Raw genomic sequence first — 18,802 nt, 5'->3', positions numbered from 1 at the left:
ACCCCGTAGATCGAACGATTTACGGGGTCTTTCGAGCGGCTTGCCGCGCCAGTCACCCATGACTGGGTGCTGCTGGTGCCCAAGAGAGGACTCGAACCTCCACAGTGTTGCCACCGCCAGGACCTGAACCTGGTGCGTCTACCAATTTCGCCACCTGGGCAGGTGCGCTGCAAAACAGAGATCGCCATTATAGCGACTGCTTTCCACCTGTCAAGCGCTCCGCCGGCGCGCGCGGACCGGCACACGCCGCGGCGCGGCGCGCCGTTTGGCGTGCAAGACGGGTGTTAGAATGCCTCGCAGCAGTGCGGCCCGCGGCCGGTATTCATCCGCGCGGCGGCCGGCGCGTCGCGCGGGCCGCCGGCGTCCACGCAACGAGAAAAAATCAGCGACAAGCTCTTGAGCAAATATCCCTACCCGATTCCGAGCCGTGAAGAGATCCTCGGCGTGCTGCGCACGAGCGAGGCGCCGCTTGCCGCGAACGACATCGCCGAGGCCTTGTCGATCAAGCGCCAGGAGCGCGAAGGGTTCTTCAGGCGTCTCGCGGCGATGGAGCGCGACGGCCAGATCCGGCTCGATCAGCGCAATCACTATCAGCTCACGCATCCGTCGAACTTCGTGGCCGGACGCGTGCAGGGGCATCGCGACGGCTACGGCTTTCTCGTGCGCGACGACGGCCAGGACGACCTGTTCCTGCCGAATGCCGAGATGCAGAAGGTCATGCACAACGACCGGGTGCTCGCGCGCATCGTCGGCTACGACCGGCGCGGGCGGCCCGAAGGCCACATCGTCGAGGTCACCGAGCGCGCCAACAAGCGCGTGATCGGGCGGCTGCTCAACGAGAACGGCGCGCTGATCGTCGCGCCCGAAGACAAGCGCATCGGCCACGACATCCTGATCACGCAGAACACGAAAAAGGCGAAGGTCGGCCAGGTGGTCGTCGTCGAGCTGACCGAGTTTCCGAGCCGCCATTCGCAGCCGCTCGGGCGCGTCGCCGAGGTGCTCGGCGACATCGACGACCCCGGCATGGAGATCGAGATCGCGGTGCGCAAGTACGGCGTGCCGCACGAGTTCAGCGAGGCCGCGCTCGACGAAGCCGCGAAGCTGCCGGACGAAGTGCGCCCGGTCGATCTGCGGCATCGCGTGGACCTGCGCGACGTGCCGCTCGTCACGATCGACGGCGAGGACGCGCGCGACTTCGACGACGCGGTCTACTGCGAGCCGATGAAAGTCGGCCGCGGCGACGGCTTCCGGCTGATCGTCGCGATCGCCGACGTGTCGCATTACGTGCAGCCGGACAGCGGCCTCGACATCGACGCGATCGAGCGCAGCACGTCGGTCTATTTCCCGCGCCGGGTGATCCCGATGCTGCCGGAGAAGCTGTCGAACGGGCTGTGCTCGCTCAACCCGCAGGTCGACCGCTGCGTGCTCGTGTGCGACATGGTGATCACCGCGCGCGGCGACATCAAGGCCTACCAGTTCTATCCGGGCGTCATGCACTCGGCCGCGCGTCTCACCTACACCGAAGTCGCCGCGGTGCTGAAGAACACGCGCGGGCCGGAGGCGGCGCGCCGCGCCGGGCTGCTGCCGCAGCTGCAGAACCTGTACGGGGTCTACAAGGCGCTCTTTGCCGCACGGCAAAAGCGCGGCGCGATCGACTTCGACACGACCGAGACGTACATCGTCTGCAATGCGCAGGGCAAGATCGAGCAGATCCTGCCGCGCACCCGCAACGACGCGCACAAGCTGATCGAGGAGTGCATGCTCGCGGCGAACGTCTGCGCGGCCGACTTCATGAAGCGCAACCGCCACCCCGGGCTCTACCGCGTGCACGCGGGGCCGGGCGCCGAGAAGCTCGAAAACCTGCGCACGTTCCTGCGCGGCATGGGCCTCGCGCTCGGCGGCGGCGACACGCCGCACGCGAGCGACTACGCGGCGCTGATGGCGCAGATCCGCGACCGTCCGGATGCGCCGATGCTGCAGACGATGCTGCTGCGCTCGATGCAGCAGGCCGTCTACAGCCCGGACAACATCGGCCACTTCGGGCTCGCATACGAGGCGTATGCGCACTTCACGAGCCCGATCCGGCGCTATCCCGACCTGCTCACGCACCGCGCGATCTACGCGGTGCTGCAGGGCCGGAAGTACCTGCCGCACGCGCCGCACGGCGTCGAGCTGAACACCGCGCTGTCGCCGAAGGCGCGCGCGCTGCAGCAGGCCGACGACGCGCCGCGCGGCCGCGCGCGCGCGAACACCGCGATCTGGGAAGAGCTCGGGCTGCACTGCTCGGCCAACGAGCGCCGCGCGGACGAAGCGTCGCGCGACGTCGAGGCGTGGCTCAAGTGCTATTTCATGCGCGACAAGCTCGGCGAGGAGTACGGCGGGATGATCAACGGCGTCACGTCGTTCGGGATCTTCGTGCAGCTCGACTCGCTGTTCATCGAGGGCCTCGTGCACGTGACGGAGCTCGGCGCCGACTACTTCCAGTACGACGAGATCCGCAACGAGCTGCGCGGCGAGCGCACCGGCATCCGCTACCGGCTGTCGGATCGCGTGCGCGTGCAGGTGAGCCGCGTCGATCTCGACGCGCGCAAGATCGACTTCAGGCTCGTGCGCGAGACGCCGGTCAAGCCGGCGGGCGCGCGCGCCGCGCTGCCCGACAGGATGGCCGGCGACAACGGCGGGCCGCGCGTGAGGTCGTCGCTGCCGGCGGCCGAGGCCGCGCCGCGCCGCAAGAAGGCGGCGCCCGCGGCGTCGCAGGCGGCCAAGGAAGCGCGCGCGGCGCGCGGCACCGCGAAAAAGCACAACGCGTCGGGCCGCCCGGCGGCGGCCGCGAAGTCGCGCAAGAAGCGCTGATCCGGCCGCTGCGGTGTGGCCGCGCAGGCCGCGCCGGGGACGGCCGGCCGCGCGCATCGTTCATCGGCGCCGCGCCTTCGCGCGGCGCATTGCTTTAACAAAGGTTGTTCCAGTCATGTCACGTCTGAAGGTTCTCTACGGTTTTCATGCGGTCACCGCCCGCCTGCGGCACGACGCGTCCACGGTCGAGGAGGTGTACTACGACGCGACGCGCAAGGATCGCCGGATGGCGGAGTTCCTGCATACCGCGAAAGAAGCAGGCGTGCGCGTGATCGCCGCCGACGAGACGCGGCTGTGGGGGCTCGCGCGCACCGAGCGGCATCAGGGCGTGGTGGCGCGCGCGGGCGACCTGCCGCTTGCACAGAACCTCGCCGAACTGCTCGACGGGATCGAGGGGGCGCCGCTCATTCTCGTGCTCGACGGCGTGACCGACCCGCATAACCTCGGCGCCTGTCTGCGCGTGGCGGACGCGGCCGGCGCGCACGCGGTGATCGCGCCGCGCGACCGCGCGGTCGGCCTGAATGCGACCGCGGCGAAGGTCGCGAGCGGCGCGGCGGACACGGTGCCGTACATCACGGTGACGAACCTCGCGCGCGCGTTGCGCGACCTGAAGGAAGCCGGCGTATGGGTGATCGGCACGGCCGGCGACGCGCAGGCGAACCTCTACGACACGAAGCTCGACGGTCCGGTTGCGCTCGTGATGGGCGCCGAGGGCGAGGGCATGCGCCGGCTGACGCACGACACCTGCGATCAGGTGATGCGCATTCCGATGGCGGGCAGCGTCGAAAGCCTGAACGTGTCGGTGGCGAGCGGCGTGTGCCTGTTCGAAGCGGTCCGGCAGCGCGGCGTGAAGACGTAAGCGACGGGTTGCGCGTCGCGCGCGGATCGCGCGACGCAGGCCCACCCGATGCGCGCGGATCGCGCGACGCAGGCCCACCCGATGCGCGCGGATCGCGCGACGCAGGCCCACCCGATGCGCGCGGATCGCGCGACGCAGGCCCACCCGATGCGCGCGGATCGCGCGACGCAAGCCCATCCGATGCGCGCGGATCGCGCGACGCAGGCTCATCCGATGCGCGGCGTCAGCCCGTCCCCCGCGCGCATTTTCAGTCCGCTCGCGCGACTCCGGTAAACTGCGCTTTTTTCGCTTCTCCTGCCTCTGTGATGACTCAAGACGAACTCAAGCAACGGGTCGGCCAGGCCGCCGCCGACTACGTGAACGCAACCGTGCCCGAAGGTGTCGTGATCGGTGTGGGCACCGGCTCGACCGCGAACTGTTTCATTGACGCGCTGGCCGCGTCGAAAGCGCGCTATCGCGGCGCGGTGTCGAGCTCGCTCGCGACCACCGCGCGTCTGCACGCGCACGGCATCAAGGTGCTCGATCTGAACGAGATCGACACGCTGCCCGTCTACGTCGACGGCGCCGACGAAATCGACGCCAGCGGCGCGATGATCAAGGGCGGCGGCGGCGCGCTCACGCGCGAGAAGATCGTCGCGTCGGTGGCGGACGTGTTCGTCTGCATTGCGGACGCATCGAAGCGGGTCGACGTGCTCGGCCAGTTTCCGCTGCCGGTGGAAGTCGTGCCGATGGCTCGCACCGCGATCGGCCGGCGCCTCGCCGCCCTCGGCGGCGTGCCGGTGCTGCGCGTGAAGCAGGACGGCACGCCGTATCTGACGGACAACGGCAACGAGATTCTCGACGTGAAGGGCCTGCAGATTGCCGATCCGCGCGCGCTCGAAGCGCAGGTCAACGCGTGGCCGGGCGTCGTCACGGTCGGCCTGTTCGCCGCACGCGGCGCGGACCTGTGCCTGCTCGGCACCCCGAACGGCGTCGAAACGATCCGCTATACCCCGCACGCCTGACGGCGGGTATGCCGCGCGCCGTGCGACGCAACGGCCGCACGGCACGCAAGGACCTGGTTCGCGGTGCCTCGCCGCGCATCCGACCGGCCGCGTCGCATGCACGAATGTCGCTTCCCTAATGTGGTCGTGCGCACGCACGACCGTGCACGCTTGCTCTTAGACTGTCCACGGTAACTTGTGCCGTTCGGACTGGGGGCAGCGAAAACATGAAAGTGGCGATCGTGCACGACTGGCTCGTCGCGCCCGGCGGCGCGGAGAAAGTACTGGAGCAGATGATCCAGTGCTTTCCCGATGCCGACCTGTTCAGTCTCGTCGACTTTCTCGAGGATCGCGCACCCGTGTGCGGCAAAGCGGTCACGACCTCGTTCATCCAGCGGCTGCCGCGCGCGCGCACCCGCTACCGCGCGTACCTGCCGCTGATGCCGCTGGCGATCGAGCAGTTCGACCTGAGCGGCTACGATCTCGTGCTCACCAGTTCCTACGCGGTCGCGAAGGGCGTGCTGGTGGGCCCGGACCAGATTCACGTGAGCTATGTGCATTCGCCGATGCGCTATGCGTGGGACCTCCAGCATCAATACCTGCGCGAGGCGCGCCTCACGCGCGGTCCGCGCTCATGGGCCGCGCGCGCGTTGCTGCACTATCTGCGCAACTGGGATTCGCGTTCCGCGAACGGCGTGGACCGCCTGATCGCGAACTCGCAGTTCGTCGCGCGCCGGATCATGAAGACCTATCGGCGCGATGCCGCGGTGATTGCGCCGCCGGTCGACGTCGAGCGGTTCGACCTGTGCGAGCAGAAGGAGGGGTTCTACCTGACCGCGTCGCGGCTCGTCCCGTACAAGCGGGTCGACCTGATCGTCGACGCGTTTCGCGCGATGCCGTCGCGCCGGCTCGTGGTGATCGGCGATGGCCCGGAGATGGCTGCGATCCGGGCGAAGACCGGACCGAATGTCACGGTGCTCGGCTACCAGCCGTTCGATGTGCTGCGCGACTACATGCAGCGCGCAAACGCGTTCGTGTTCGCGGCCGAAGAGGACTTCGGCATCGTGGCGCTGGAGGCGCAGGCCTGCGGGACGCCGGTGATCGCGTATGGCAAGGGCGGGGCGCTGGAGACGGTCGTGCCGGTCGGCGAAGCGCGTCCGACAGGCGTGTATTTCGGCCGGCAGACGGCGAGCGCGCTCCGGGAGGCGATCGAGCGCTTCGAGCGGCAGCGCGTGCTGATCACGCCCGCCGCCTGCCGGGCGAATGCGGAGCGTTTTTCTGCCGCGAAGTTCCGGCATGCGTTCATGCTCGAAGTCACGCGCACGATTGCAGCCGCCGGACCACGGCGGCAGGCGCAGCGGGTCGAGGCCGATCTGGCGTCGGCCGGCTGACGCCGCGCGGCCACGATGTGCCGTGCGGCACCGGGCAAGCGGCAGGAGCGGAAGAGGCATTCCGCGAAACAGGTAGTAGTACATATTATTTAAAAAGACTTTTCACAGGGACGACGAAGCACATGAACGCTGATCGCCTTTCGGGGGAACTCCCCGACATCATGGAGGCCTGGGCCGCGTTGCGGCATAAGGTGTGGCTCAAGCCGATCCGCAACGAACAGGACTATCAGGCGTTATGCCAGATCGCCCAGAGCCTCGGCGCGCATCGGCGCGCGATGAGCCACGGCGAGGACGATCCGCTCGCGGATCTGCTGGGCGTGATCGAGGATCTGATCGAAGTCTGGGAGAGCCATCGCGTCGCGCTGCCGAAGGTCGAGCCGCGCGAGGTGCTGCGCCATCTGCTGACGACGCATGGGCTGAAGCAGAAGGATCTGGCGGGCATTGCGTCGCCGACGGTGGTGAGCGACATCCTCGCCGGCCGCCGCGCAATCAGCAAGAACGTCGCCAAGGCGCTGGCCGCGCGTTTTCATGCGGACGTGAGCGTGTTTCTTTAAGCGGCTGTGCCGGCGGGCATCGCGGTTTACCACCGGTCTCCGCGCGGCGACCACAGAGGCCCGGGCGCTTCGCGACGCGAGCGGCGCCGGGGCGGCCGGGCCGTCCCGGCCTCGTTCAGTCGTTCAATCGGTTGCGCGTGCAATCGTCTGCTGCATCTTGTGCAGGTAGGCCGACACGGAGAAGTGCTCGCGCACGTCGGCGAGCGCGCGGCCGGCGATCCGGTCGGCGAGCTCGGGCGCGGCGCGCAGCGTCTCGATGGCGTCGACGAGCGCATCGGGGTTGCCCGGCGGGACCAGCCAGCCGTTGCGCCGGTGCTGCACGATTTCCATCACGCCGCCCGCGCCCGCAGCGATCACCGGCCGGCCCGCGGCCATGCCCTCGATGATGACCCGCCCGAACGGCTCGGGCTCCGTCGAGGTGTGCAGGATCACGTCCATCGCTTTCATCCACGTCGGCATGTCGTCGCGAAATCCCGCGAACGTGAGCCGTGCCTCGACGCCGAGCCGCGCCGCCTGGCGGCGCAGCGCGTCCACGTAGGGCTGCTCCCCGAACAGCGCCGAGCCCACCAGCACGAGGTGCACGCCCGGCAGCCGGGCGAGCGCCTCCAGTGCGACGTGCTGGCCCTTCCACGGCGCGAGCCGCCCGAACAGGCCGGCCAGATACGCGTCCTGCGGCAGCCCGAGCCGGCGGCGCAGTTCGGCCGTGCCCGCGTCGCCCGCGCCGGCCTGGCTGAACTCGTCGAGATCCACGCCGTTGTGCACGACCGGCACCGCCTGCGGCGCGCAGCCGGCGAGCGACACCAGCGAGGCGGCCGAGGCCTGCGAGTTGGCCACCACGTGATCGACCGCCCAGCGCGTGAGCCAGCGCACGACCAGCCGCTGCAGCGGGCCGAAGTGTTCGGGCGACATGATGTCGTGCAGATGCCAGATGATGCGTCTGCGGTGCAGCGGCTTGCCGAGCGCGCCGAGCACGAGCGCTTTCTGCGTGTTCAGGAACAGCACGTCGAACTCCTGCGCGTGCCGCGCGATGAGGCGCGCCTGGCGTACGATGCCGGGCAGCGCCATCAGCCACGCGAGGCGCGCGGCCTTCTTGCGGATGCCGAGCACGCGCGCATCGCAGGCGAGCCTGACCGGCACGCCGAGCGCTTCGAGCCGGGTGCGGAACGGCCCGTCCGAGAGCAGCAGCACCTCGCGCCGGCCCGGCCACGCCGCCGCCAGCGGCAGCAGCGAAAACTCCGCTCCGCCAAGCTGGCCGCTCTGGTCGACGAACAGCACGCTGGCGGTGCCGGCAGGCTCGGCGGCACGCGCGGACTCATACGGGGGCGCCGCGACGGCGACCCTCAGCGGAGGATCGGCGGGCAGGGTCGATTTCATCGCGGGTCACGCTCGGCGGTTGGGAAAGGGGGCAACGCGAGCCGTCATTATTGACAGGCCGACGAGCGTGGACTGTGGCCGCGCGCACTTATCCTGACTGACAAGATGATTACGGATGGCTGACGGTTGCTCGCGCAACGAAGCGATGTCTGTCGCCCGCCGTGTGCACCGTCCCCCGATGAAAACCGCTACCCCGGGGCGTCGCGCGCGTGCACGCGGCGCGTGGTCGCGGCGCGGTTGCCGTGTGGTTGCCGCGCGGTTGCAATAGCGCCCAAGTTAGGCCCATGTGTTCGGCATCGAACGGCGCGCCGCGCGCCGCGCGCCTAGTCTTGCGCCATCGGGCGCCTTGCGCCCCGTGCGATGGAGCAGGTCATGGCGTCAACGGAATTTTCGCGCGCGAGCACGCGCCGCATCATGCTGCTGTGCGTGTACGTGCTGGTTGCGAGCGCATCGTTTTGCGGCTTCTTCGCGAAGTACGCGTTTCGCGACAGCTCGACGAGCGACTCGATCGCGCTGATGCTCGACGGCACCGCCGAGCGTCCGTATGTGTACCGGCAACTGCTGCCGGCCATCGCCAACCTGGCGGATCGCGTGACGCCTGCGCCGCTGAAGGCGCGCTTTCTCGCGCATCTGCGCGAGTCGTTTCCGAAGCACGACTGGATCAGCAACACGTTCGTCAACGCGCGCTACGCCGGCGATCCGCATTACGCGCTGCGCTACTACGTGATGTATTTCATGGTGTTCGCCGCGCTCGTGGCGGCGCTGCTGATGCTGCGGCTGGTTTGCCTGCACCTGCTGCGCAACGAGGCGGCTGCCACGCTTGCGCCGCTGATCTTCGCGCTCGCGCTGCCAGCCGGCAATTTCTGGGACTTTCCTGAGCTCTTCTTCATGAGCACGGCGGTCTGGATCGCGCTGCGCGCGAACCTGCTGTGGCTCGTCCCGGTGACGCTGCTCGCGACGCTCAACAAGGAATCGTTCCTGTTCTTCGTGATCGCGCTCTATCCGTTCGTGCGGATGCGCGCGCCGCAGCGCGCGGCGATCGCGTGGGTCGCGCTGTGGCTCACGGCCGCGGCGGCGGTGAACCTGTTCACGAAGCTGCACTATGCGGGCAATCCGGGGGGCGTCGTGCAGTTCCATCTGCTCGACAACCTGCGTTTCCTCGCCGATCCGCGCAATTACTTCCATGGCGAATACACCTACGGCGTGCTGTTGCCGAAGGGCTTCAATGTGCTGCTGCTGTTCGTGGCCGCGGTCGTCGCGCGCGCCGGGTGGGGGCGCCTGCCGCCGGCCGCGCGCCAGCACGCAGCGCTCGTGTTCGCGATGAACGTGCCGCTGTACCTGCTGTTCGGCTACACGGACGAGATTCGCGCGCTGAGCCTGCTCGACATCAGCGGCGCGCTGCTCGTGTGCGGCGCGCTCGTCGGCTATGTGATGCACGGCCGCGAGCCGGACGCAGCCGAGGCCGCGTCCGCGGCGCGGGAGGCGTGCGCGGCCGCATCGCGCGCCGGCGCCGAGGCGCCCGCGGCAGTGCTCGCGCAGCGTTGAGTCCGCGCGCCCTACGACAACCGCGGCGGGCCGTCGATCGCGGCCGCCGCTTCGGAGCATTGCCCGATGACGATCCACGCGTTGTTGCAGGCGGCGTCACGCCGCATCCTGCTGGTCAGTGTCTATGTGCTGGTCGCCGCCGCGTCGTTTTGCGGCATGTACGCGAAGCACAGCTTCGGCGACGGCGATCCCGCGGCGTCGCTGACGCGCATCATGGACGGCACGGCCGCGCGTCCCTACGTCTACCGGCAACTGCTGCCGACGCTCGCGAACCTCGGCGCAAAAGCGATTCCGGCGCGCATCCAGACACGTTTCGTCGAGCATCTTGCGCTCGATGCGCCCGCACACAATCCGCTCGTCAACACGTTCGCGCGTGCGCTGGATCCGCGGAATCCGCGCTATGCGTTGCGCTACTACCTCGTCTATGCGCTCACGTTCGGCGCGCTGGTCGCCGGCATGCTGATGCTGCGCGCGGTCTGTCTGGACCTGAGCGGCGACGACGTGGCCGCGACAATCGCACCGCTCGCGTTCGCGCTGGCCGTGCCGATGTATTACTACTACGACTGTCCTGAGCTGTTCTTCATGGCGCTTGCCGTCTGGATCGCGCGGCGCGCCAACGTGCTGTGGCTGGTTCCGCTCACGCTCGTTGCGACCTTCAACAAGGAATCGTTCGTCTGCTTCGCGATTGCGCTGTATCCGTTCCTGCGGGCGCGTCGCCCGCGCGGGGAAGCCTTCGCGGTGACGGCCGCCTGCGTGGCGATGGGCGCGCTCGTGAACGTGCTCGTCAAAGGGCATTTTGCGGCGAATCCCGGCGCCCCCGCGCTGTTCAATCTGGGGCTGAACCTGCGCTTCCTCGCCGACCCGCGCAGCTATCTGCTGAGCGAATGGACCTACGGAATCCTGCTGCCCAAGGGCTTCAACGTGCTGATCCTGTTCGTGCTGGCGGTGCTCGTGCGGGCGGGCTGGCGCGGCTTGCCGGCCGTCGTGAAGCGGCATGCGTGGTTCGCGCTGGCGATCAACGTGCCGCTCTTTCTGCTGTTCGGTTATGAAGACGAGGTGCGCGCGCTCAGCATGCTCGACATCGTTGCGGCGCTGCTGATCTGCACGAGCGTATCGGGCTATCTGCGGCAGGCCGCGCGGACCGCGGCGGCGCCCGCCAGCGCGACGTAGCGACGTAGCGCGACGTAGCGCGACGTAGTGCTACGTAGTGCTACGTAGTGCTACGTAGTGCGCCGCCGATGGGCGCGCTGCGAGGACGTTCGCCGCGCATCCCGCAGTCGGAGCGAACCGCACATGCCCGGCAAGGCCGCATGGCGCCCATCGCGTCGCGCACGCATTAGCGCCACGTAAGCCGGTACAGCACCTGGCATTAGCGCCACGTAAGCCGATACAGCACCTGACCATCCAGTGCATGCCCGGTCGCGAGAAAGCCGCGGCGCCACGTGGCGAGCGGCGTATAGAACGCCACGACCTCGTGCCGGCTCAACGTGCGGCTGTCGCATAGATGAAGACCCGCGGCGAGCCCCGCGCAGTCGTCGGCGGGATCGGCGCCGGGGGCGGGCGCGTCCGTCGGCAGCACGAGCCAGTCGATGTGCGCGTCGCGCAGATACACGGCCGAGCGGTTCGCGTACAGATAGGGGATGAACGCCGGGTCCACCAGTCCGCCGAGATCGGCGATCCGCCGGTGACTGAAATAGCCGATCGCGCCGATATCGAAGCTCGCCACGCTCGCATCGGGCGGCAGATGCCGGGCGAGCCATTTGCCCATGCGCACATGCGTGCCGTTGATGTGGCGGATGCCGGCATCGGTGATCCGTGACCAGTTGCACAGCGTGCCGAACGCGAGCGCGAAGCAGGCGAGCATCAGCGCAGCCGTCAGGCGGCGCTGCGCCGCCGGCGTCGCGCGTCGCCGGCGCAGCACGGCGTCGCCGATTTCGAGCAGCCCGAGCGCCGGCAGCGGAAACACGAACACGAGCGACATCGCCTCGTAGCGCATCGCGTGTCCGAGCGCCGGCAGAAAGGCCGCATACGTCGCGAAGTTCGCCGCCGCGAGCACGAACAGAAACAGCGTATGGAACGCGCGCCGTCGCGCGAGACGCACCATGCCCGCACACGTCGCCGCGAGCAGCGGGAGGGCGGCGAGCCAGTAATGGCGCACGTCGAATCCGGTGATGCTTTCGGTGACGTGCATCAGCGCGTCGTGCACGAGCCGGAATGCGAGCCACGCACGACCCGGATGAACGGCGCCGAAGTACAGCCACTTGCGTCCGTCGAGCGTGACCGGCAGCAGCGCGTGCGACGTGATCATGTTGTCGGCCAGCACGAGCAGGATCGCCACCGCGCACGGCGCGGCGAACAGCAGCGCGTCGCGGCGGCGCAGGTCGGCAAGCAGGCCCGCGACGGCGAAGCACGGCAGCAGCGCGAGCGCTTCGGGACGCGTCAGGATGCCGATGCCGAACAGCGTGCCCGCGGCGAGCATCGAGCGGGCACGCTTCGCATCATGACCGGCTGCATGGGCCGCGTCATTGGCCGAGACGAAGCAGTGGGCGGCGAGGAACAGCGCGGCGATGAACAGCAGATGCTCCATGCCGGCCGCGAGCAGCCACACGAAATTGCCGTACAGCGCGGGCAGCGCGACGAGCGCGAGCGTTTCCGCGGTGCCGAGGCGATCCCGGCGCGCGGCGCCGTACAGGCAGAGGAGGATCGCCGCGAGGCATGCGAGGTTGAGCGCGAACAGGTACACCTCGGGCGCGATCGCCGACAGGAAGCGGTAGTTCAGCGCGATGAGCCACGGCCACAGCGTACTGCTGGAACCCGACGACGCGACATCCGGCGTGAAGCCCGGAATGCCATAGCGCGCGGCGTTGCGCCCGACCACCTGATGAATCCACGAATCGTCGAGCGGAAAGCCGTGATCGTGCACGACGGGCCAGCCGATCGCGACGGCGGCGGCCGCGAAGCACAGCACGCCGGCAATCAGCGCGTACGGAAGCGGCCGGCGGACCGGCACGGCGGGCGAAGCGGGGCAGGCGGGCGAATCGCTCATGGGGTCGGTCGGGCGCCGGGAAAGGTGAGGGGGCCGGCGCGCGGCGCGCGCGCCGGCGCCACGCGCCGCACTAGCGGGAGGGGTCCTCCGGACCTTGCCCGTCGCTCGTATAGGCATAGGCATACGCGTAGTCGTAGCTGCCCGTCTGGTTGCTGCGCTTGACCGGCACCGCGTTCATCACGCCGCCGATCAGGCGCGCGCGCGCCCGTTGCAGCTTTTTCAGCGATGCGCTGATGTTGCGTTCGGTATGCGCGCCCGCGCGCATCACCATCACCGTCGCGCCGGCGATGTTCGCGATGACCGCCGCATCGGCGACCGCGAGCAGCGGCGGCGTGTCGACGATCACCAGATCGAACTCTTCGGAGAAGCGCTTCAGCACTTCGCTGAACCGGCTCGACGTGAGAATCTCCGATGGATTGGGCGGATACGCGCCCGCTGCGATGAAGTGCAGCCCCGATACGCCGGTCGTCTGCGCGGCCGTGCCCAGATCGACCTGGCCGGTGAGCAGCTCGGTGAGCCCGCCGTGCGGCGAGCGTCCGAAGTACTGCGCGAGGCGGCCGCGCCGCAGATCGGCGTCGATCAGCAGCACGCGCTTGCCGGACTCGGCGAACAGCGCCGCGAGATTCGCGCACAGGAAGCTCTTGCCGTCGCCGGGCGCCGGACTCGTGAACGCGATCACCCGGTTCGGCACGTCGATCAGCCCGAACTGCAGTGTGGCGCGCAGTCCGCGCAGCCCCTCGACCGAGCGGTCGAACGGATGGGTTTTCGCGAGCAGCGAGCGCGTCAGCGTGTAGGGCGCGGCGATCACCGTCTGCGTGTCCGGCGCAAGCGGCGCGCCGCCGGGCGGACGCGGCCGCACGAGACGCGCGAGGCCCGACGGCAGCAGCGTCGCGGCGGCTTCGCCGGCCGTGCCGTCCGGCAGCGCGAGGCGGTTCGCGGCCGCGATGCCGCGATCGCTGCGCACCTGCTCGGCGCTTTCCGGCACCGAGCCGAAGATCGGCAGCGCGAAACGCCGCTCGATCACTTCGGGGTCCGCGATGCCGGCAAAGAAGGTGCGCCGCGCGAACGCGAAACCGATGCCGGCGATCAGCCCGAGCACCGCGCCCGCCGACACGATCAGACCAGTTTTCGGGCTCACCGGATCCGACGGCACGAGCGCCTCGTCGACGATGTGCACGTTGCCGACCGTGCCCGCGCGCGTGATCGACAGCTCCTGGGTCTTGTTGAGCACCGTGACGTAGATTTCCTCGGCGACCTTCGCGTCGCGCTGCAGCGACATCGCTTCGCGCTCCGAACCCGGCAACGTCTTGAAGTGATCCTCGAAGCGCTCCTTTTCGGCGGACAGCGCGGCGAGCTGCGCATCGATCGAGCGCACTTCCGGGCTGTCGAGCGTGAAGCGCTGCAACAGTTGTGCACGCGCGATCCGCAGTCCGGCGATCTGCCGTTCGTAGTCGAGCCCGCCCTGCAGGAAGAGCGACGCTTCCTGGGTCGGCTGGAACGAGCCGACGCGCGCCTGATACGCGGACAGCGCGGTCTCCGACCGCTTCAGGTCCTCGCGCAGGCGCGGCAGTTCGCTCTTCAGGAAGTTGAGCATCTTGCTCGCTTCCTCCTGCGCGCGCGCGGTGCGGTGCCGCAGATACGATTCCGCGACCGCGTTGGTGATCGCGGTGATCGCCTTCGGATCGACACCCATGTACGCGAGCTGCACGATGCCGGTGTCGTGTCCCTTCTCGCTGACCTGCAGGCCGTTCGCGAGGTTCATCACCGCGTCGAGCTGATTGGCGCGCGTCACGTAGAACTCGGTGCCGGCGCGCGCGACGAGCTGCGTCACGCGCAGCGTCACGCCGTGGCCTTGCGCGAGCTCGCCGGCCGTGCCGGTGAGCAGCACCTGCTGCGCGGGCGTGAGCAGCACATAGCGGCCATTGCCGAGCGCGCGCAGCGTGAGGCGCACGCCTTCGAGCGAGGCCGGCACGTTCAGCGAGTCGACCGCGAACTGCTCGCCGCCCCACGCATACGCACGCAGGCCGAACCACGCCGGCAGCGGGTGTCCCGGATGCGCGAACAGCTGCGAGATCCGGCCGAGCACCGGCATCGTGCGGGGCCCCGCGGAGAAGTTCAGCTTGAACTGCTCGACCACCGGCTCGACCACCGCACGGCTCTTGATGATCTCGATCTCGGCGTCGGTGTGCATGCTGCTGCCGCCCGGCGTGATCGCGGAGAGCGCGGTGATGGCCGACGAGTTCGAGGTGGACGGGTCGATCTGCAGCATCGCGTCGGCCGAGTAGATGCGCGTCGCGGTGTGCGCGTAGATCACCGCGGCCGCGAACACGGCGGCCGCGATCCCGAGAACCCACCAGATCTGGTCGATTACCATCCGCAGCAGGTCGCGCATCACCTCGTCTTCGTCGTTCCCCGACGCCGGCGCGTATTCGGGCATGTCGTAAGTGCTCATGGTGTGTCTCGCTATGATCCCTATGGGTCTCGAAGTGTCTTCGCAGCCGGCGTCTAGCGGACCAGTTGCTGGGTGAAGAACAGGCTTTGCAGCGTCGGCGTGATCAGGTCGAGCAGGCGGTTAAAGCGTGCCGAGCCGGCGATCTGCACATAGACGACGTCGCGCGCTTTCAGCTCGAACTGCGTCATCAGCATCAGCGCGTCGGCCTGGGTCATGTCGAGGCGGAACACTTCCGGCGTCGCGAGCTTCGTGAGAATCCGGTGGTTCGCGCCGGGCTGCGGATCGACGCCGCGAATCACGTAGATCACGCGCGGATTGGCAGTCTGCGCGTTCAGGCCGCCGGTCGACGCGATCGCGTCGGCGAGCGTGAGCTTGCCGCGGTTCATCGGCACGATCGCCGGATGCGTGACCTCGCCGAGCACGAATACGCGGCTGTCGGTGCGGTCCGGCACGTCGACGATGTCGCCGTCCTGCAGCACCACGTTCTGCTGCACGTTGCCCGAATCGAGCAGCGACGCGACGTCGACCCGATAGCGCTTGCCGTCGCGCGTCACGCCGACGTTCTGCAGATCCGCGTCGGCGAGCGCGCCGCCGGCGCGGTTCAGCGCGTCGACGATCGACAGCGGCGTTTCGGTGATCGCTTGCGCCTGCGGCGCGTGCACGTCGCCGAGCACCTGGATCTGCTGGCTGTTGAAGCCGGAGATGCGCACGTCGATCTCGGGATGGACGATCGTTTTCGCGAGTCCTTGCGTGAGCATCCGCTGCACCTGTTCGGCGGTCTTGTCGAGCACCCGGATGCGCCCGACGCGCGGAAAGAAGATCGTGCCGTCGCTCGCGACGCGCACGGTCAGGCTGCCGGGCTGGCTGCTGCCGGCGTCGCCGGTCGTGACGCTCGCGATGCCGGCGGTGGCCGCCGCCGTGGTGCCCGCGGCGTTGCCCGCGCCGGTCGAGGGCGCCGGCAGCGGCGGCACCGCGCCGCTCGCGCTGCCGAAGCCGCCGGTCAGCTCCGGGTGATCCCAGACGATCACCTGCAGCAGATCGCCGACGCCGATCCGGTACTCGTAGCGCGCGCGGGTGGCCGGCGTGAGGCACGTGAGCGGACACGTTTCGGGCGGCACCGCGCGCGCGTCGACGCGCATGAAGTAGCGCGCGTCGATCGGCTGCACCGCGACCTGCGCGGGCGGCGTGGCGGGTTTGGGCGGCTCCTTCAGGTTGTCGGTGTCGATAAAGCCGCCGGGCGTATACGCGCACCCCGCGCACAGACACAGGAAAACGGCTGCAAGCCCCGTTACGATTCTCGTCGATATCATCTTTATGGTCCCTCGCAATCCACGATGCGCTGCGTGCTGCTCAGCGCCTTTGCACCTGCCAGGCTCCGCGCATCGCGCGCATGCCGATCCACCATTTGCGCCATGCGTGCGACGCGGGCGAGCGCGCCCACAGCATCAGCGCGCGCGCGAGCCCCGGGTCCGCGCGGGTGCCGACGAGCGTCGCATAGACGACGAACGCGCAGCGGCCCGGCAGGCCGAGATGCTCGCGCATGATGAGCCGCAGGTTGAACGACGCGTTGTAGAACGCGGCGTCGTTGAACACGAAGCGCTGATCCTCGTCGCCGCGCACGGCCGGGTAATGCTCGACGAGGATCGACGGGTCGTACACCAGCAGCCAGCCGCGCCGCACGACGTCGAGGCTGAACTGCATCTCGCAGTGCACCTGCGCGCCGGTGCCGCGCAGCCGCTCGTCGAACCGCAGGCCCGCGAGCGCGTCGCGGCGAAACGCCATGTTCACGCCTTTCAGCACGTGCACCGGGCGCGCCGCGCCGCAGCCGACGTGATGATTGCCGATCGCGCGCCCGTACCAGCGCACGAGGCCCACGCGCGCGTGCGCGCCGGTGAGCACCGTGCCGCGCTCGTGCACGATGTCGCGTCCGCCGACGCCGCCCGCGCGCGGCGAGCGCGCGAATGCGCCGGCAAGGCGCTGGGTCCAGTCGGGGTGGGGCGCGGCGTCGTCGTCGGTGAAGCAGACGATGTCGCCGCGCGCGGCGTCGAGCCCGCAGTTGTATGCCGCGACCACGCCTGGCCGGTTCACCTGCGCCACCACCAGTGCGGCGCGCAGCGGCTGCGTGCCGCCGCGCGCGCGTTCGCGCGCCCAGGCGCGCTCCCGTTCGCGCAGCAGCGCGTGGGTCGGCGCATCGTCGGCGCGCGCGACCACGATCACTTCGTCGGGCGGCAGACGCTGCGCATCGAGCGCCGCAAGGCAGCGCGCGAGATCCGCCGGCCGTCGCCAGCTCGGCACGATCACCGATAGCCGGGGTGCCCCGTTCACCGTGTACTCTCCGGCGCTTGCGCGCATCAGTAGGCGTTGCGGCCGACAAAACCCTTGAACAGGGTGATCAGTACGATCTTGATGTCGAACCAGAACGACCAGTTATGGATATAGAACAGGTCGAATTTCACGCGCGCTTCCATCTTCTCGACCTTGCGCGTTTCGCCGCGGTAGCCGTTCACCTGGGCCCACCCGGTGATGCCCGGCTTGATCCGGTAGCGCGACATGTAGCCGTACACGAGATCCTTGTAGAGATCGTCGTGTTCGAGCGCGTGCGGACGCGGACCCACCACCGACATCTGGCCGAGCAGCACGTTGTAGAACTGCGGCAGCTCGTCGAGGCTCGTGCGGCGCAGGAAAGCGCCGATCCGCGTGATCCGCCGGTCCTGCCGGCTCGCCTGGGTGAGCTGGCCAGGGACTTCCGCGTGCACGCTCATCGAGCGGAACTTGTAGATGTCGAACGGCTGCCCGTCGATACCCTTGCGCGTTTGCACGAAGAACACCGGCCCCGGCGACGTGAGCTTGATCGCCAGCGCGATCGCCGCGAACAGCGGCGTGAGCGCGACGAGCGCGGCGAGCGCGAACAGCCGGTCGAACACGAGCTTCGGCCACAGCTGCGGCGGCGAGATCGGCGACGCGTTCAGGCTGATCGTGGGCACGCCCATCACGTCGACCAGCGAATGGCCGAACAGCGTCATGCTGCGGGTATCGGGGATGAAGCGCAGATTCACGAAATCGTGCTGGAACGTGCGCGTGAAGCGGTAGATCGTGTGTTCGTCGGACAGCGGCAGCGCGAGCCACACCTCGTTGATGTGCTCGCGGCGCACCCGCTGCGCGAATTCGCCGAGCTCGCGCAGCACCGGCAGGCGATTCGTCCACGGCCCGGTTTCCTCGCTGTCGGGCAGGCTCGTATCGAACACGCAGACCGGCTTGAAGCCGGCCTGGGGAATCTGTTCCAGATGCGCGAGCAGCACGCGCGTGAAGCCGGGCGAGCCGACCAGCGCGACACTGCGGTAGTTGAGCCCGCGCCGGCGCATCGAGCGCAGCAGCAGATGGGCGGCAAGCTTGGTGACGAGAATCAGCGCGCCGGAGATGAGCGTCGCGTAGCCGAACCACAGGCGCGACACGGTGTCCGTGCGATGCAGCGTGAACAGCAGCAACAGCCCCGTCACGACGACGAAGAACCAGCCCGCGCTCACGCGTGCGAGCATTTGCGCGAGCGACTTGCCGCGCCACGTGTCGTAGATGCCGAAGCCCGGAAACAGCAGCAGCACCAGCACGCAGTTGAACGCGGTCAGCAGATGCTCGGTATCGCTCAGCGCACCCGACCCGGTGTAGCGCAGCCAGTGCGCGGTCAGCGCGCCGGCGATCACGAACAGCACGTCGAGACCGCGCGCGGTATGGTGAAACATGACGGACA

General features: G+C 68.9%; 13 protein-coding genes and 1 tRNA gene. 7 read left to right on the top strand and 7 right to left on the bottom strand.

Annotation, left to right across the window (positions count from 1 at the left end; genetic code table 11):
- Positions 1–73: 73 nt before the first annotated feature.
- A tRNA-Leu gene (locus tag AC3AP7_RS09545) sits at positions 74–160 on the bottom strand.
- A gap of 236 nt (positions 161–396) precedes the next feature.
- On the opposite strand from AC3AP7_RS09545, the gene rnr reads away from it, so the two are divergent.
- The 5 genes from rnr to AC3AP7_RS09520 all read left to right on the top strand — a co-directional run bounded on the left by rnr (position 397) and on the right by AC3AP7_RS09520 (position 6,640).
- Entirely contained in the window at positions 397–2,853 is a 2,457-nt protein-coding gene (rnr, locus tag AC3AP7_RS09540; protein ID WP_475763656.1) for a ribonuclease R, read from the top strand.
- Positions 2,854–2,968: 115 nt separating this feature from the next.
- Entirely contained in the window at positions 2,969–3,712 is a 744-nt protein-coding gene (gene rlmB, locus AC3AP7_RS09535; RefSeq protein ID WP_475763658.1) for a 23S rRNA (guanosine(2251)-2'-O)-methyltransferase RlmB, read from the top strand.
- Between the two features lie 305 nt (positions 3,713–4,017).
- On the top strand, positions 4,018–4,716 hold the full coding sequence (gene rpiA / locus AC3AP7_RS09530; RefSeq protein WP_475763660.1) for a ribose-5-phosphate isomerase RpiA: 699 nt from the start codon (positions 4,018–4,020) through the stop codon (positions 4,714–4,716).
- A gap of 206 nt (positions 4,717–4,922) precedes the next feature.
- Complete coding sequence (locus tag AC3AP7_RS09525; protein ID WP_475763662.1) at positions 4,923–6,086, top strand: glycosyltransferase family 4 protein; 1,164 nt, start codon at positions 4,923–4,925, stop codon at positions 6,084–6,086.
- A gap of 122 nt (positions 6,087–6,208) precedes the next feature.
- Positions 6,209–6,640 (top strand): helix-turn-helix domain-containing protein, encoded by a 432-nt coding sequence (locus AC3AP7_RS09520; RefSeq protein ID WP_475763664.1) that lies wholly within the window; start codon positions 6,209–6,211, stop codon positions 6,638–6,640.
- A gap of 123 nt (positions 6,641–6,763) precedes the next feature.
- On the opposite strand, the gene AC3AP7_RS09515 is transcribed toward AC3AP7_RS09520, so the two are convergent.
- Positions 6,764–8,014 (bottom strand): glycosyltransferase family 4 protein, encoded by a 1,251-nt coding sequence (locus tag AC3AP7_RS09515; protein ID WP_475763666.1) that lies wholly within the window; start codon positions 8,012–8,014, stop codon positions 6,764–6,766.
- A 372-nt stretch (positions 8,015–8,386) separates the two neighbouring features.
- Between AC3AP7_RS09515 and AC3AP7_RS09510 the strand changes: the two genes are divergently transcribed.
- Both AC3AP7_RS09510 and AC3AP7_RS09505 read left to right on the top strand, forming a co-directional pair.
- Positions 8,387–9,559 (top strand): hypothetical protein, encoded by a 1,173-nt coding sequence (locus AC3AP7_RS09510; protein WP_475763668.1) that lies wholly within the window; start codon positions 8,387–8,389, stop codon positions 9,557–9,559.
- 66 nt (positions 9,560–9,625) lie between these two features.
- On the top strand, positions 9,626–10,729 hold the full coding sequence (locus tag AC3AP7_RS09505) for a hypothetical protein (RefSeq protein ID WP_475763670.1): 1,104 nt from the start codon (positions 9,626–9,628) through the stop codon (positions 10,727–10,729).
- A gap of 199 nt (positions 10,730–10,928) precedes the next feature.
- Here AC3AP7_RS09505 and AC3AP7_RS09500 read toward each other — a convergent pair whose 3' ends face one another.
- The 5 genes from AC3AP7_RS09500 to AC3AP7_RS09480 form a co-directional block, all read right to left on the bottom strand.
- Positions 10,929–12,605 (bottom strand): hypothetical protein, encoded by a 1,677-nt coding sequence (locus AC3AP7_RS09500; protein ID WP_475763672.1) that lies wholly within the window; start codon positions 12,603–12,605, stop codon positions 10,929–10,931.
- A gap of 70 nt (positions 12,606–12,675) precedes the next feature.
- On the bottom strand, positions 12,676–15,057 hold the full coding sequence (locus AC3AP7_RS09495) for a polysaccharide biosynthesis tyrosine autokinase (RefSeq protein WP_475763674.1): 2,382 nt from the start codon (positions 15,055–15,057) through the stop codon (positions 12,676–12,678).
- 53 nt (positions 15,058–15,110) lie between these two features.
- On the bottom strand, positions 15,111–16,367 hold the full coding sequence (locus tag AC3AP7_RS09490; protein WP_475763675.1) for a polysaccharide biosynthesis/export family protein: 1,257 nt from the start codon (positions 16,365–16,367) through the stop codon (positions 15,111–15,113).
- A gap of 40 nt (positions 16,368–16,407) precedes the next feature.
- Positions 16,408–17,382 (bottom strand): glycosyltransferase family 2 protein, encoded by a 975-nt coding sequence (locus AC3AP7_RS09485; RefSeq protein WP_475763677.1) that lies wholly within the window; start codon positions 17,380–17,382, stop codon positions 16,408–16,410.
- 26 nt (positions 17,383–17,408) lie between these two features.
- The gene (locus AC3AP7_RS09480; RefSeq protein ID WP_475763679.1) at positions 17,409–18,794 is read right to left on the bottom strand and encodes an undecaprenyl-phosphate glucose phosphotransferase; all 1,386 of its coding nucleotides are present in this window, start codon (positions 18,792–18,794) and stop codon (positions 17,409–17,411) included.
- Between the last annotated feature and the right edge of the window lie 8 nt (positions 18,795–18,802).

The organism is Paraburkholderia sp. PAMB 6770, assembly GCF_057748135.1.
Note: the sequence above shows the minus strand (reverse complement) of the source record. Positions and strands in the feature narration are given on the sequence as shown.

Bases quoted from the DNA above. Each gene is read 5' to 3' on its own strand.
- rlmB (WP_475763658.1), top strand. From the start codon at position 2,969: ATGTCACGTCTGAAGGTTCTCTACGGTTTTCATGCGGTCACCGCCCGC.
- AC3AP7_RS09525 (WP_475763662.1), top strand. From the start codon at position 4,923: ATGAAAGTGGCGATCGTGCACGACTGGCTCGTCGCGCCCGGCGGCGCG.
- AC3AP7_RS09490 (WP_475763675.1), bottom strand. From the start codon at position 16,367: ATGATATCGACGAGAATCGTAACGGGGCTTGCAGCCGTTTTCCTGTGT.
- AC3AP7_RS09495 (WP_475763674.1), bottom strand. From the start codon at position 15,057: ATGAGCACTTACGACATGCCCGAATACGCGCCGGCGTCGGGGAACGAC.
- AC3AP7_RS09515 (WP_475763666.1), bottom strand. From the start codon at position 8,014: ATGAAATCGACCCTGCCCGCCGATCCTCCGCTGAGGGTCGCCGTCGCG.
- AC3AP7_RS09505 (WP_475763670.1), top strand. From the start codon at position 9,626: ATGACGATCCACGCGTTGTTGCAGGCGGCGTCACGCCGCATCCTGCTG.
- AC3AP7_RS09480 (WP_475763679.1), bottom strand. From the start codon at position 18,794: ATGTTTCACCATACCGCGCGCGGTCTCGACGTGCTGTTCGTGATCGCC.
- AC3AP7_RS09510 (WP_475763668.1), top strand. From the start codon at position 8,387: ATGGCGTCAACGGAATTTTCGCGCGCGAGCACGCGCCGCATCATGCTG.
- AC3AP7_RS09520 (WP_475763664.1), top strand. From the start codon at position 6,209: ATGAACGCTGATCGCCTTTCGGGGGAACTCCCCGACATCATGGAGGCC.
- rpiA (WP_475763660.1), top strand. From the start codon at position 4,018: ATGACTCAAGACGAACTCAAGCAACGGGTCGGCCAGGCCGCCGCCGAC.
- AC3AP7_RS09500 (WP_475763672.1), bottom strand. From the start codon at position 12,605: ATGAGCGATTCGCCCGCCTGCCCCGCTTCGCCCGCCGTGCCGGTCCGC.